Annotated in this window: 11 protein-coding genes; 4 read left to right on the forward strand and 7 right to left on the reverse strand. The window is 53.7% G+C overall.

From position 1 onward, the window contains the following. Positions 1–33 precede the first annotated feature (33 nt). From FF011L_RS24965 to FF011L_RS24995, 7 genes are all read right to left on the reverse strand, one after another. On the reverse strand, positions 34–2,898 hold the full coding sequence (locus tag FF011L_RS24965) for a BatD family protein (protein WP_218932870.1): 2,865 nt from the start codon (positions 2,896–2,898) through the stop codon (positions 34–36). Between the two features lie 119 nt (positions 2,899–3,017). Next, positions 3,018–4,211: a tetratricopeptide repeat protein gene (locus tag FF011L_RS24970; RefSeq protein WP_145354645.1), complete on the reverse strand. Its 1,194-nt coding sequence runs from the start codon at positions 4,209–4,211 to the stop codon at positions 3,018–3,020. A 135-nt stretch (positions 4,212–4,346) separates the two neighbouring features. Next, positions 4,347–5,426: a vWA domain-containing protein gene (locus tag FF011L_RS24975; protein WP_145354646.1), complete on the reverse strand. Its 1,080-nt coding sequence runs from the start codon at positions 5,424–5,426 to the stop codon at positions 4,347–4,349. Between the two features lie 103 nt (positions 5,427–5,529). Next, positions 5,530–6,618, reverse strand: coding sequence for a vWA domain-containing protein (locus FF011L_RS24980; RefSeq protein WP_145354647.1), 1,089 nt, complete (start codon positions 6,616–6,618; stop codon positions 5,530–5,532). An 83-nt stretch (positions 6,619–6,701) separates the two neighbouring features. Then, complete coding sequence (locus FF011L_RS24985) at positions 6,702–7,691, reverse strand: BatD family protein (protein WP_145354648.1); 990 nt, start codon at positions 7,689–7,691, stop codon at positions 6,702–6,704. Next, on the reverse strand, positions 7,688–8,563 hold the full coding sequence (locus tag FF011L_RS24990; protein ID WP_145354649.1) for a DUF58 domain-containing protein: 876 nt from the start codon (positions 8,561–8,563) through the stop codon (positions 7,688–7,690). The genes FF011L_RS24985 and FF011L_RS24990 overlap by 4 nt, the downstream gene beginning before the upstream one ends. A 130-nt stretch (positions 8,564–8,693) precedes the next feature. Next, positions 8,694–9,701 carry an AAA family ATPase gene (locus FF011L_RS24995; protein WP_145354650.1) on the reverse strand — a complete coding sequence of 336 codons (1,008 nt, stop codon included), beginning with the start codon at positions 9,699–9,701 and terminating at the stop codon, positions 8,694–8,696. Positions 9,702–10,133: 432 nt separating this feature from the next. On the opposite strand from FF011L_RS24995, the gene FF011L_RS25000 reads away from it, so the two are divergent. The 4 genes from FF011L_RS25000 to mprF all read left to right on the forward strand — a co-directional run bounded on the left by FF011L_RS25000 (position 10,134) and on the right by mprF (position 14,067). Continuing rightward, positions 10,134–10,382: an FAD-dependent oxidoreductase gene (locus tag FF011L_RS25000; RefSeq protein ID WP_218932871.1), complete on the forward strand. Its 249-nt coding sequence runs from the start codon at positions 10,134–10,136 to the stop codon at positions 10,380–10,382. A 69-nt stretch (positions 10,383–10,451) separates the two neighbouring features. Continuing rightward, positions 10,452–10,613 carry a hypothetical protein gene (locus FF011L_RS26610; protein ID WP_218932872.1) on the forward strand — a complete coding sequence of 54 codons (162 nt, stop codon included), beginning with the start codon at positions 10,452–10,454 and terminating at the stop codon, positions 10,611–10,613. Then, positions 10,613–11,308, forward strand: a complete 696-nt coding sequence (locus FF011L_RS25005) for a DUF1003 domain-containing protein (protein ID WP_145354651.1) — start codon at positions 10,613–10,615, stop codon at positions 11,306–11,308. The genes FF011L_RS26610 and FF011L_RS25005 overlap by 1 nt, the downstream gene beginning before the upstream one ends. A 98-nt stretch (positions 11,309–11,406) precedes the next feature. Then, on the forward strand, positions 11,407–14,067 hold the full coding sequence (gene mprF, locus FF011L_RS25010; RefSeq protein WP_145354652.1) for a bifunctional lysylphosphatidylglycerol flippase/synthetase MprF: 2,661 nt from the start codon (positions 11,407–11,409) through the stop codon (positions 14,065–14,067). The last annotated feature ends 84 nt before the right edge of the window (positions 14,068–14,151 follow it).

The following is a 14,151-nucleotide window of genomic DNA, read 5'->3' on the forward strand; positions in this document are numbered from 1 at the left end:
TAGCCCACGACGGGTGGACTCCCAAATGTGAATTCAGACAGCGGGACTTCCTTCATCAAGCGATGCGATGTCCTTGCGCAATATCCAGCCGATATGACCGTCGGCGGTCTTGACCTGTGCCCAATCCCCTCGCGTAGCCAGCCTCTCAACGCGATGGCCCTGGGCTTCCTCGATCGTGGTGACCGGATCAAACCCCGCTCCGTCCCCTGAACGCAGGCTGACGTTACCGGCCACGATGATGGCATTAAACGATGGTTGCGTTTGGGCTGGCGACCAGAATAGTGCCCCACCGCAAAGGAGAAGAAGAGCGAGCGGCACGACTGCATACTTCCAAACCGGGAATTGAAGATATACCAGTCGCAAGATCAACAGCCCCCAAAAGGCTACGGAACTGATCCCAAGCACCCACCTTGCGACAGAACGCAGGTTTTCCGGCAACGTCAACATCGACTCGGCGTGCGGTTGATCGGATGTCGTTGTTCCGCTTACCAGTTTGTCGGCAAATGCCAGATTCTTGCGGGCTTGTTTGTTGCCGGGATCAAGCTGCAACGCTTTTTCGTAGTTGGCGATCGCCAGCCCCAGCTTGCCGGATTGCATGGAAGCATTGCCAAGATTGATGAATAGGTCCGCGTTGCGTACATCGCTGTCGACCAACAGTTGGTACTTCGTCATCGCCGTTGCAAACAATTCTTTGGCGTCGGCAGAATCGGTTTCTGCTATCTCCAACCCCTCCGTATACGCTGCGTCCGCTTCAGCGAGAATGGTAGTTTTTTGGGTACTGGACAATGCAACGGCGGCGGATGCTTCGCTCGCCCATCCGATCACCGAGAAGGCCAATAGCATCGCGGCGGTTTGCGTTAATGCTCGTTTTTTAAACCGTCGCGGAGTTGAACGACGCACATTCATCACCTGCCGTGCAGATCGAGCTGCGTCGATACGGTCGACCAATTCCAAAGCGGATTGGCGTAGGGCATCCTCCCGAACCGTCGTGTCCGACATGCTGCCCGAAGGCTTGCGTGCAACCGCCAAAAACGATTCGACTTCACCCGCTAGGTCGTACAACCCAGCAGTTCGCAGATGGCCGACCGCTTCGATCTCTCTTGCAGCACGACGCGAATCACCGGCCTGTGCATCGATCGTGGTCCTGGAGTATTTACGCCCTTCCGCTAGGACATAGGCTACAACGGCGTCGGCAATCGCGTCCACATCCCGCCCCCTTTCGATCGCCGCCATACAGCGATTCTTCGCCGACCGGAAGCTTGGAAAACGACGGACTATCAGGTCGCGATACTTTAGGATAGCAAGTGTTAACCAAACCACTGGCGGCGCGATCAGGAACAGCGACAACCAATTCCAAGGCTTTACTGGAGCGTGTGAAACAACCACCGTAGCGTCGTTATGATTGGCGAAGTCCGGCTGTTCAGGATCTACCACCGGCCCCGTTGTGCCGGATTTAGTCTTCCGGCCGTTACCGACGATCGCATCGAGCGCTAACATTTCAGACTTATTCACGGTAATCGAAATCGGATCGCTCATTACTGTTTGAAAGGATTCCGTATCAGGATCAAAGAAGCTAAACCGAATCGGTGGGATTTCCTGGATGCCCTCGCGTCGCGGACGAATCGTGGTCGAGAACACCTTGGTGTCATCTTGCACGAATCCCGCCAACGACTCATCGGCGACTTTGAAGTCCGCGGTTAGTTCGGGCAACTCGTAGAGTGGCGGTGCTTGCACCAACTCCATAGGCCCGGTGCCCAAGATGCCGATATTTAGAGTGATCGGGTCACCCGCATCAACGGTCGTCGGAGTCGCGTGCGAAACGATTTCGTAGCGTCCCACTGCACCGCGGTAGTCCGCAGGCCGGCCTTCGGTCGGTATTGGAAGGACCTCCGTCGCGTCCACGCTGACTTCACCCACGATCGGCCGCGAAGCGGTCACGGCCAGACGGTTTCCGAACGCAGAGCCAAAAAATTCGTCGTTCATCATACGTGACATCGGCGAATTACCCGCAAAGGCATCGTCACCAAACAGGCTGCCAAAGGAAGAACGCGATTTCCCGATTGCGGTCGGATAGTTGACAACAATCTGCACATCCGCCGCGTCGATTTCCCCCGCACGTTTGGGGTACACGGTAGCATCGATTTCGTAGAGGTAGTAAGCATGCTCGACCGCTTCATTATCTCCCGTCTTTGCGGAAGAACGCTGGTCTTCGGTCTCGGCCCTCGAATTCGACCGAGTAGCATGCGTGCTTTTTCCTTGAGGAACCATCCTTAACACTTCGCGTCCGCCGGGGCGTTGGCTGTTTTCCGCTAATTCCTTCATTTTGGCTGTGAACCCGCCCCACGATGTCGAATCCGAAATCATGTTCCACATATCACCTTCGCTGAGCGTATGCCCCGATTTTGGATCACGGAATGGGCGAAGCCAGATTTTCAATTTCAAATCGAGCGGTTGTCCGACAAATACCTTTTGCTTTCCCCCTTCGATTTCAACAAACATCAAATCGCCGGTTTCACTTCTCGTCGCAATGAACCGTTCTGGCTGAGTCGTCACCGGTTTGCCGTCGACGCTGAAGGTCATCGCGGGGATCGTGAACGTCCCTTCACGCCGTGGTGTGATCAGATACTGCATCGTGACGCTACGGGTTTCGCTGCGGCGACCGTTGATGATCGTGATCCGCGAGCTCTGCGAAGGCGAACCGGCCGAACGGACATCACAACCGTCGATAGCCGGAGGAGTTGGCTGTTCGAAATCGGACGCGTCGGAGATCGAGATTTGCAACGCCACGGGTGAACCGACAAAGGCTTCGCGAGTCGACAATCGCGTATCAACGTTCGCCGCAGTTGCGGTCGCGGTCAACAGGGCAGTCAGTGCGAGTGCAGGTAGAAGAGGTTTCATGGATAGAGTTGCCTTCATTTCTTAGCGGAACGGATCAAGCCGTTTAGCAGCGGGTGTGATTTCAATAAGTTTGCTGGTATGCGGTACTAGAGGGTCTGCGGTTTTGCAGCCTGATGCCACTACCAATCGCGGTCAGTGGGAACGTGTCTTCTGCGTTCAATCTGCTCGGCCCTTAGTCGCCGCAGCATGTCGCGGTCGCGGACGGCTTGCAGCATTTTCAGGGCTTCTTCTTTCGACATCGGCGTCTCCTCTGCATTCAGGTCCTCCATCGCAACACTGCCCGTTGGTTTTTGATTTTCGTCTAGTTCACCAACCGGTTTTAGATCACCACTAGGAATCTCTTGTTGCTCAGCTTCCTCCTCATTCTCTTCGCCTAGCGTGGCATCCTCCGAGGGTTTTGCATCGTCACTAGCCGATTCATTCGGTTTCGCATGTTCTTGCTTTGATGGCTTCCCGTCGGAAGCTTGATCTTCTTGGGATTGCTGCTCGGCATCGGCTTGCTCCTGTTCGCTCTGCTGACCTTTTTGATCTTGTTTCGATTGGTCCTGTTCGGAAGGTTGACCTTCGTTCTTCTGTTGATCCTGCTGTTGTTGGTCCTGCTTGTCTTGCTGTCCTTGCTGTTGCTGGTCCTGTTGTTCCTGCTTGCTTTGCTCTTGCTTCTGTTGCTGATCCTGCTGTTGCTGGTCCTGCTTATCTTGCTCCTGCTGGTCTTGTTGTTGCTCGTCTTGTTGTTGCTGGTCTTGCTTATCTTGCTCCTGCTTGTCTTGCTGTTGCTCGTCTTGCTGCTGTTCTTGTTGCGGTTGCTGCTGCTCTTGCTGTTGTTGTTCCTCTTGCAACTTCTTTAGCAATTGCCCGGCCAATTCGATGTTGGCGCGTGCGTCGGTATGATTCGGATCGCCGGATAACGAGCCCCGGTAGTGATCGATGGCCTGCGTCAAGGCTTCGATTGCGGCAGGTTTGTCCTGTTCTGCTGACGCGACAGCATCGGCGTAAAAGCAATTACCGAGGTTGTAGCGAGCGGCCGCGGCCAGCGGCGTGTCGGAGGAAGCCGACGCTTGCATGAACTGTTCTTTCGCCGCTGCAATCTCACCCTTACGGTACTGGGCAACGCCAAGGTTGTAGTCAAGCCTATACTTCAAATCTCCCGAGGCCGCCGTTGCAGATTGATATTCAGCGATCGCGTTGTCAAAGTCACCTTCTCGCACAAGCGTGTTGGCAGCGTTGATCTGTCGAGCGGTGTCCTCTTCCGATGCGAATACCGGCGACGCGGTCGCGGCGATCAGGAGTGCAAGCTTGATTCGTTTGATGTTCATGATTTGGTTTTCTCTTCTTAACAGAACGGCTTAAACCGACCGGAGTCTTTTATTGGCGGAACGGCGTCATTCTTCCGGCCCCAGACGTGGAATTCCGTACGGTTCCGGAGGGCCTGCACCCTACCGCGATATTGGCTAGGCGGCGTTGCGTATGGATTCCATCTTCTTCGTGACTTCGGCAACAGGATGTTTGGTTGTCATCTGGTTGCGATTAGCGGCCGTGGCAATAAACACCTCAAGCAACAACAGTGCCAAAGCGGGTACAGCGAACCACTGGAAGCGTGGAATGTACGCATTGATCGTTGCAGACTCGAATTCGCCTTGCGGAACATTTGCAACGTAGCTGTGATAGACGTCGGCCATATTGACCCTTTGTGTCCCAGCGGGGATATATGCCCCATCGGTTTCCTCCGCGATCTGTTGCAATATCGCCCCGTTCATCTTCGACCAAACTTGCTGGCCGTTGTATTGCACGTAACTGCCCTGCCCCCCTTCCGGTTCAGGCACACGAGCACCTTGGTCCGTATCGCCTAAACCAACGGTGAAAAGACGGATACCTTGATCGGCATACAATTTTTTTGCGACGCCAACCGGATCGCTTTCTTGATCTTCGCCGTCCGTGAAGATCACAATCGCTTTATGTTCGTTGGTTTTACTGAGGAAACCGTTTGCCGCTGCGGTGATCGCATCCCCCAAGCGTGAACCGCCACTGCGAACCGTATGTGGGCCAACGGAATCAAGCGTCTGCTTAAAATCTTCGTAGTGACTGGTTAGCGGCACCGATTGCCGAGCGTCACCGGCGAACGACACCAGGCCGACTCGGTCGCCAGCCATCTCATCGACCATGTCTTTGATTTGCGTCTTCGCCCGGTCAAGTCGATTCGGTGAAGCGTCTTCGGCCAACATTGAACGCGAAACGTCAAGCACGAACATGACCTCAATACCTTTCTGCGGAACCTCGCGTTCCTCCTTACCCCAACGAATGTCGGTCAAGGCAATCGCGAACAAAGCGAGACTGCTGCAAACCAAGATCGCGGAGGTCCAATGTTTCACCGACATCTTGGAAGGACGTCCACTCGATCGTTGTCTATCCGTCATGAACTGCGATGCGGCCCGACGACGCGAAATCGCCGCCCAAGCGGTGATTCCGATCCCAAGCACGACAACCGCAAGCAAGTAAATACTGGTGGGGTTTCCGAATTGCAAATCATTCATGTTCGATTCCTGTGGTAGCCGAACTTGCCAAAGTCTGGAGGTTGGAACGCGTCCAAAGCCAGGCGACCTCGGCTACGTAATTCTGATAGTGTTCTTGTTTAGGTCAGTTCAATTCACGCAGCCATGTTTGCTGAAGCACCAAACGTGCCGCAAGCAACACGAAAACGATCATCAGCAGCGGCGGGAAGTGAACCACGCCCGAAAACGATTGCACGGCCAGTTCCCGGTAATCCACATAATGTTTCGCTTCGACCTTTGTCTTTTCCAGTTTGTCGATCTCGGCATAGATCTTCGCCAGCGAATCGGTGTCGGTCGCCCGGAAGTACTTCCCACCAGTCGCCTCGGCAACCTTGGTTAAGGTCGCTTCGTCGATGTTCACCTGCATGTACCGAACTCGTTGACGCCCGAACGCATCGGTGACCGGCACGGGGGCTTCCCCCTTGGTCCCAACGCCAATCGTGTAGACCTTGATACCCATCGTCGCTGCAAGCTCAGCGGCCTGGATCGGTTCCAACTGACCGGCGTTGTTCTCGCCGTCGGTTAACAAGATCACGACCTTACTTTTGACTTTCTCTTTCTGACGAGCGTCCAAAGCGTTCAGTTTTTCAACGGCCAGCGAGATCGCGTCGCCTATCGCGGTACCGTCTTCGCTACGGTTGGTGACAATCTGGACGTTCTTTAGTTGTGAAACTAGGAACATGTGATCGAGCGTTGGTGGTGTTTGCCCGTCGGCGTAACCGGCGAAGGTAATCAATCCGACCAGGTCGCTGAATCGCCCCGCGAGCTCTTCGTTTTCCTTCCTTTCCACGGTTTCTTCACCCATTACGAACTCGCCGGCAACTTTCTTAATGGCCGTCAGTCGATCGACCGGTTGCCCATCGATCTGAAAGTCCATTGCCTGCATACTACCGCTGCGGTCGACGACCATTTCAATGGCGATCCCTTCGCTGTCCACAACCGTCTGTTCACGCCCTTCGCGAGGGCGAGCAACGGCCACGATTGCGACGGTGATTGCGGCCAACGTCAAAGCTGAAGGCAGCCAGATCAAACGCTGGCGGAGTGTAGGCGTCATCGCATGAGCAAGCTTCAAACTGCTGAACCGAATTGCATCGCGACGACGAGGAGCGAACAATCGCCACGCCAACAACGGTATGAACAGCAGAAGTAGGAAGTACCAGGGGGAATCGAACATCAGTTTTCCTTCGTTGGATTGTCGTAGCCGATCTCGTCAGAGATTTGATCGTCAGCCTTCATTTCGTCCAAAGCCTGACGACTTCAGTTACGGTCTAAATCGTTTGCTAATTGCTCAATCAATGTTCGCGAATCACCGATAGCTCTTGCCGATTCATCAGGCGACAGCTGCAATCCAGCGAACTTCGATTTATCAGCAAGATCAAAAAGTTCGTTAAATCGATCGCAAGTTTTCGCATCAATCTGCGATTCAGTGAGCAAGCGTGCGGTGATCTCCTGCGGGGTGCTGCCGGTTTCAGGCATCTCGAACTGCATCACCAGGAATTCACGAGCAACATGAGACAATTTGGCGAGAACGAACTCGTCAGCGGGGTCTAGCGCATCGAACTGTTCCCTTGCCCACGCCAAAGGAGTCGTCCATCGACGCCTCCGCTGAACCGCAACGCCCACCAACAACGCTAACGCTGCCAGCCCGGCGATTCCGGTCCCCCATGAGACCATCGAATTCCTATTGTTTTCAGGAATGGAAACATCGACGACCGATTCGATATCGCGAAATTGTGTGGGGTCAGCCCGATCTTCGAGGACACTTGCGACGCGGACGCGGACCGGCTGAGTAGCCAACAACGCTACCTTTCCATTCTCACCGACTTGAATGTTCATAGGAGGGATTTGCAGTTCGCCGGCAGCGAGCGATTCCAGCTTCAATACTCGAGTCCATGTTCGCTTCCCAGGATCGTCCGCCGACGGGATGTCGAAAGCATCCGATGTGTCACGAACGTCAAAGTCACCAAGAGCGGTCTGCCCCTCAGGGAACGTGACTTTACTGCCTTGGTTGGCTTCAACAGTTATCTCCAGCGTGAACGGTTCTGCGACCTGGACTTGATCGGCGGATGCGACCGCCGTGACGGTCGGATCGCTGGCGAAGGTGGTGCTCGCAAAACAGAGGACTGCGGTCGCCGCAAGCAACGCGATCACGTTAGGACGCGACCTCTCCGGCAAAGCCGTGACGGCATTCCGCCTAGCACGGACACCATCCGCCATTCTGCTTTGAAGTTGTTGACATTGATTCATGATCGTCGCTCTCGAGCGTGAAAGTATTGGTGTAAAGGATCGACGATGTCTCGGCCGGTTTCCAAATGAATCGGTGTGAGTCGCAAACGACGAAACAATTGATCACGGGCGTCGGCGTGTTTAAAGTATCGCCGCGAGTACTTCTCGCGATTTTTCCGACTGGCCGTATCCAACGTGATCGTTTCCCCAGTTTCCTCATCGCGCAATCGAACCAAGCCGACGTTAGGCATTTCATGTTCGCACGGGTCCGCGACGATAACGGGAATAATGTCGTGTTTACGGCTGGCGACTTTAAGCGATCTTTCGTAGCCTGAATCTTGAAAGTCGCTAATGAGAAACACGACCGTCCGGCGTTTGGAGACTCGATTCAAGTGCTCAAGTGCACCTTGCAGGTTTGTCCCGGTCCCAACGGGCTGGCAGTACAGTAGTTCGCGAATCAATCGCAACACGTGCCGCGATCCTTTGCGAGCGGGAATGCTCTTCTCGATAGCATCGGTGAACAACGTCAACCCGACTCTGTCATCATTCCGGATGGCCGACATCGAAAGCAACGCTCCCAGTTCGGCCACCAATTCTCGCTTGGTTTGCGTGGTTGTGCCAAAGTTTAGCGAACCGCTCAGATCGACAAGCAAGTGAACTGCAAGCTCCCGTTCTTCGCGAAAAAGCTTAATAAACGGTTCTCCGCTACGAGCGGTAACGTTCCAGTCGATTGCGCGCACGTCGTCGCCGATCTGATAGGGTCGCACCTCTTCAAATTCGATACCGCGTCCCTTAAAGGCCGAATGCCAGTTGCCCGCAAGCAATTCATCGACCTTGTGCGATGTCCGAATTTGAATCGCGCGAATCTTCCGCAACATTTCTCGTGGAATCATAAAATTGTCCTCGTGCCGATCTCGCCAGTTTGAATAGTGCTTAGATACCTCTGCAACCAATCTCACCAAAGACTGGTAGGCCGGAATGCGTCGCAATGCAAACTCTGGCGACGTCGACTGCAAGCATCGATCACGGAGCCTGCACGTGATTCAAAATTTCCATTACGATCGACTCACTGGTCCGTTCTTCCGCTTCCGCTTCGTAGGTGACCATCACACGATGGCGAAGCACATCGAGCGCGATCTCTTTAACATCCGCGGGTGTCACATAGCCTCGACCCGCCAGAAAAGCATTCGCCTTCGCTGCCAAAGTCAAATTGATCGTCGCACGAGGCGAACCGCCGAACTGAATGAATTCGCTCAAATTCATTCCGTAAGACTCGGGATTACGAGTTGCCATCACCAAATCGACGACGTAGTTCTTCACTTTGGAATCGACGTAGATCTGGTCTACCAACTCACGTGCCGCCAAAATTTCCGCAGGCGATGTCACCGGCTGGACATCAAACTTCGCCGCCGTTTTGCTCATTCGTTCAAGGATCTGCAACTCTTCGTCGCGGTTGGGATAGTCCACGATCACCTTCAACATGAACCGGTCTGTTTGAGCTTCGGGCAATCGATAGGTCCCTTCTTGCTCGACAGGGTTTTGTGTTGCCATGACCAAAAACGGATTATCGAGGGGAAACGTTTCGCCACCGATCGTGACCTGTCGTTCCTGCATCGCTTCCAACAATGCACTCTGCACCTTCGCCGGAGCTCGGTTAATTTCGTCCGCCAAAATCAAGTTCGAAAAGATCGGACCTTTCTGAACGACAAACGTTTGATCCTGAGGTCGATATACCTGAGTTCCGACTAAGTCAGCTGGCAACAAGTCGGGTGTAAACTGCAATCGCTGAAACCCTGTGTTGATCGCTTTCGCAAGACTCGCCACGGCAGTGGTCTTTGCCAAACCCGGTACGCCTTCAATCAGCAAGTGTCCGTTAGCCAACAGCCCCACCAACATTCGATGGACAAGTTTTTCCTGCCCCACAAGAACCTGGCTCACCTGATCAACGATTCGGCGGAACGGTTCGCTGTGACTCTTAATCTCGTGGGTAAGTTGGGTGACTCGTTCGCGAGTCGTGGTCTGTTTGAGCATGATTGATGCCTTGTTGTGATAGTGATCTGGTCGCGGAATTCGCGAAGCCCTTCATTCCCATCGACGAACGAACGCTGCGTGGCTTCCGCGACGCCGGGGGGTTACCATCCCTAAAGCACGACTCATGCCAGAACCTAAAAAACACAAAAAACCCAACGTTTTGCAGGGTTTATCAAATACTCACCCACTGGGAAGTTGCGACTTTTTTTCCCGCTGGGGCAATTTGCCCCAATCGCCAACGGAACAAAACAACCATCCCAAGGCATCGGGGAAATCCGCCTTGGCGACTTTCACTGCGTCCCTTGGTACCGGTCTTTCCACTCCCCCCGAGCAGGATGGGAATAAGTGAAGAAAATCGAGTGATCGGCACGTTTCGCCCACACTGCTCTTAGACAACCCCCGCACGACGACTATGATTCACACTAAAAAATCATGAACCATTCCAATCCAGCACAGCAACCTCACGTTGTCATCATTGGTGGAGGATTTGGTGGTCTGGAAACAGCCCCGCGACTTCGCAAGTCGAACGTCCGCGTCACGTTAGTCGATCGGCATAACGACCACCTCTTCCAGCCACTCCTCTACCAAGTCGCCACCGGTGGGCTTTCGCCCGCGAACATTGCGACCCCGCTAAGCTCGATCGTTCGCAAGCATGCAAGCAAGCAAAAAACGGCGAAGTGATACTGGCCGAAGTTACCGATTTCGATCCCCCCAATCAGCGTCTGATCCTGGCCGACGGAGAACTGACCTATGACGACTTCTCTTGCCGTCAATAGCGAATTCAAACCGTTCGTTTACACCGACTGCGAGTGCTCCGTCCCCAAAGCGACCGAACCGCGAATGCCGTCCGCCCAAAACGCACCTAAGTCGAAGCGGGACCGCCCTCACCTGACCATCAAACCGATTCCATGATGAACCATAAGAAAACCAAATGCACCGTCTGCGGAAAACTGTTTTCGCTGTCAGAGCTGACTCCCGGGCGTTTCATGCGTCCCAATGTTGCCGAGCGCATCGTCGCCGAGCATCCAGAATGGAATGACGATTCTTACATCTGCCATAGCGATCTAAATCGCTATCGCAGCCTGTACATCCAAAACGTACTCGAACAGGAACGTGGCGAATTAACGACGCTAGAGCATGATGTCATCAACAGTTTGCGCGAACATGACATCGTCTCTCAAAACCTAAATGATGCGATTGAAAGTCAGTCCACCGTCGGGCAGCGACTTGCCGACAAGGTTGCCAGCTTTGGTGGAAGCTGGACGTTTATTCTCCTTTTTGCGGGAATCTTGATTGTTTGGGTTTCGATCAATTCTGTCGCCATTTTCATTCGACCGTTTGATCCCTTCCCGTTCATTTTCTTGAACCTGGTCCTATCCTGCTTAGCTGCGATCCAGGCCCCCATCATCATGATGAGCCAAAACCGGCAAGGCGACAAAGATCGAATGCAATCGGAGAACGACTATCGAATCAATTTGAAAGCTGAGCTAGAAATTCGCCACCTACATTCTAAAATGGACTTATTACTGACGCACCAGTGGCAACGACTGCTTGAAATTCAACAAGTTCAAACCGACTTGCTGGAAGAATTGAGTAACAAGCGGTAACCTACGTCGCAATACGCGATGGCGTCCATTTTTCACGAACCATTACGCTTGACAGGACCGTGGGCAAACGACCGGCGGATGATGTGAAGACAAGGGCTATGAAACAATACTCTCACATCCTCAAACCGCTTGTCACGATCGCATTCTTTGCGATCGCGATGTATTTGCTGCACCACGAATTCAAGCAGTACAACGTCCATGAAATTGCGACCAGTTTCCATGCAATCCCAATCACTGCGGCAATTGCGGCACTGTTCTTAACGGCCTGCAATTACACCGTCATGATCGGTTATGACTGGTTCGGCGTGAAATTGGTCAAACATCCGCTCAGTCTGAAACAGATCAGCATTGCAGCACTGCTCTATTACGCGATGAGTAATTCGTTAGGCATTTTGTTTGGCGGAGCACCGGTCCGCGCGCGTCTGTATTCAGGCTGGGGCATGTCTTCCGCGGAAATCATGCGACTGATCCTGTTCATTGGGGTGGCCTTTTGGATCGGGCTGTTTTGTCTTGGTGGCTTGCTGTTTGTCGTCACGCCATTCGACATTCCCGACCGGTTTCATTTGCCACTGGCCAACAGTCAACCGCTCGGTTTTATCATGCTGGCTCTGGCCGGATCGTACTTTGCTTGGTGTATGTTGCGTCGCAATCCGATCCACCTTCGAGGTGTGAATTTTCAGCCACCACCACTTCGCATCGCGTTAGCACAATCGGGTGTGGCAATGCTGGACTTCCTGTTTGCATCGGCTGCACTTTTCGTGTTGCTTCCAGAAGATGCGGGAATCAGCTTCCTGCCGTTTACCGCAATTTTTTTGCTCGCGATCATTGTTTCGTTGCTTAGCCATGTTCCCGGTGGGCTGGGCATTCTGGAATTGGTACTAGTCACGATGTTACCGGAATCATCGCATGGGCTGGTTGCCTCGCTACTCGTCTATCGGGTCATTTACTATCTGATACCTTTACTGCTCGCGCTGACGTCCATTTCGGCGGTATCGCTTGTCAATCTTCGTCGTCGAAATCAGCAGGGAACGGGAACGACAGCCGCGAAACTCCAGACTCTGGCAAGTTCGGCGACGACGGCCGCCAACGTTGTAGCTCCGCGTCTGATCACCGGTGCCATTTTTGTCGCCGGTTTGGTCCTTCTTTTCTCAGGCTCTCTGCCCGCTACCGATGGCCGCATGAAATTGCTTCGCCAAGCGATGCCTTTGCCACTGGTCGAAATTTCGCACCTAGCAGGCAGCATTATCGGTGCATTGTTGTTGATTTTGGCTCGCGCACTTCAGCGGAGAATCGACGCCGCATGGACAATGACGGTCGGACTACTGGGAATCAGCGTCATCACGTCACTCGCCAAAGGTTTTGACTACGAAGAAGCCATCGTGCTATCGATTCTTTTGATTGCAATCCTGCCGTGCCGAAGCTACTTCTATCGCAAAGGCAACTTACTTGCGCCGTCGATCAGTGTTGGGTGGCTCGCTTCCGTTGCGATCGCGTTGGGGCTTTCATTTTGGCTGGTTTTGTTTGCGTTTCGCCACGTGGAATACTCCAATCAACTGTGGTGGGAATTTGCTTACCGAGGGGACGCGCCGCGATCGCTGCGAGCCCTACTTGCCGCTGCCGTTGTATTCGCACTGGTGGCCGTCGCCAAATTACTTCGCTCCCGTCCTGCCGTTCCCCCATTGCCAACCGAAGCAGAGATGGCGGAAGTCGAATCGATTGTCAAGGATTCCGAATCAACCGTGGCAAACCTGGCACTGCTAGGAGACAAACGCTTTATTTTCAGCGACGATCGTAAAGCGGTGGCAATGTTCGGTTGCGAAGGCAATAGCTGGATCACGATGAGCGATCCGATCGGCCCTGAGAAATCGGCGGACAATGCAGCGTGGAAGTTCCGCGAAGCCTGTGATGCAATCGGAGTCGTACCGGTTTTCTACCAGATCGCTGAGCAGCATTTGGCTCGCTACATCGAAATGGGAATGACGATGCTGAAATTGGGCGAAGAGGGACGTGTGCCGTTGGAGAATTTTTCTCTAGAAGGCAGTCACCGCAAAGACCTCCGCCGCACGAAAAAGAAATCTAACGAAGCGGGACTGAAATTTAAAATCATCCCACAAGCCGAAGTGGCGACGGTGATGCCGCGATTAAAGGAAATTTCAGATGCTTGGTTGGGGGACAAGTCGGCGGGCGAGAAAGGATTTTCGCTAGGATTCTTCGACCAGGACTACATCGCCCGCTACGACATCGCAGTGATTGTCCGCCCCAACCCGACAGCCACGCTTGCCCCAAACGTGGAACCTGACGATCCAAAGGCTGAAGAGGTTCCTAACACAAGCCTGGATCCAGCCGACCAGATCATCGCGTTCGCGAACATTTGGCGGGGCGCAAACCAAGTCGAACTTTCTATCGACCTGATGCGTTACATCCCGGATGCGCCTCATGGAGTGATGGAGCTGCTTTTCCTGGAACTGATGCTGTATGGCCGGAGCGAGGGTTTTGGTTATTTCAGTCTCGGCATGGCTCCGCTCTCTGGCGTCGACCCTCACCCACTTGGACCACGTTGGAACCGGCTTTCAAATCTGATATTTCGACACGGCGAACACTTCTATAACTTCCAGGGTTTGCGAGCTTACAAAAACAAATTCGCACCCGAATGGAGTCCTAAATACCTCGCGGCCCCCGGCGGCCTTGCCACCGCCCGGGCCCTAACGGATGTGGTCACATTGATCGGTGGTGGGCTACGAAAGATTCTGCACCGGTAGCGCCGTGGGACGACGCATCGATAACTAGCGTAGTGGACGAGGTAATGAGCCCCGTTTTCCAGGACTCGTTGCCTCGTCCACTAC

Origin of the sequence: Roseimaritima multifibrata, from assembly GCF_007741495.1 — a bacterium.
GTDB lineage: Bacteria > Planctomycetota > Planctomycetia > Pirellulales > Pirellulaceae > Roseimaritima > Roseimaritima multifibrata.

Excerpts from the sequence above, each read along its gene's own strand:
- FF011L_RS24965 (WP_218932870.1), bottom strand. The coding sequence starts at position 2,898 with ATGAAACCTCTTCTACCTGCACTCGCACTGACTGCCCTGTTGACCGCG.
- FF011L_RS24970 (WP_145354645.1), bottom strand. The coding sequence starts at position 4,211 with ATGAACATCAAACGAATCAAGCTTGCACTCCTGATCGCCGCGACCGCG.
- FF011L_RS24975 (WP_145354646.1), bottom strand. The coding sequence starts at position 5,426 with ATGAATGATTTGCAATTCGGAAACCCCACCAGTATTTACTTGCTTGCG.
- FF011L_RS24980 (WP_145354647.1), bottom strand. The coding sequence starts at position 6,618 with ATGTTCGATTCCCCCTGGTACTTCCTACTTCTGCTGTTCATACCGTTG.
- FF011L_RS24985 (WP_145354648.1), bottom strand. The coding sequence starts at position 7,691 with ATGAATCAATGTCAACAACTTCAAAGCAGAATGGCGGATGGTGTCCGT.
- FF011L_RS24990 (WP_145354649.1), bottom strand. The coding sequence starts at position 8,563 with ATGATTCCACGAGAAATGTTGCGGAAGATTCGCGCGATTCAAATTCGG.
- FF011L_RS24995 (WP_145354650.1), bottom strand. The coding sequence starts at position 9,701 with ATGCTCAAACAGACCACGACTCGCGAACGAGTCACCCAACTTACCCAC.
- FF011L_RS25000 (WP_218932871.1), top strand. The coding sequence starts at position 10,134 with ATGAACCATTCCAATCCAGCACAGCAACCTCACGTTGTCATCATTGGT.
- FF011L_RS26610 (WP_218932872.1), top strand. The coding sequence starts at position 10,452 with ATGACGACTTCTCTTGCCGTCAATAGCGAATTCAAACCGTTCGTTTAC.
- FF011L_RS25005 (WP_145354651.1), top strand. The coding sequence starts at position 10,613 with ATGAACCATAAGAAAACCAAATGCACCGTCTGCGGAAAACTGTTTTCG.
- mprF (WP_145354652.1), top strand. The coding sequence starts at position 11,407 with ATGAAACAATACTCTCACATCCTCAAACCGCTTGTCACGATCGCATTC.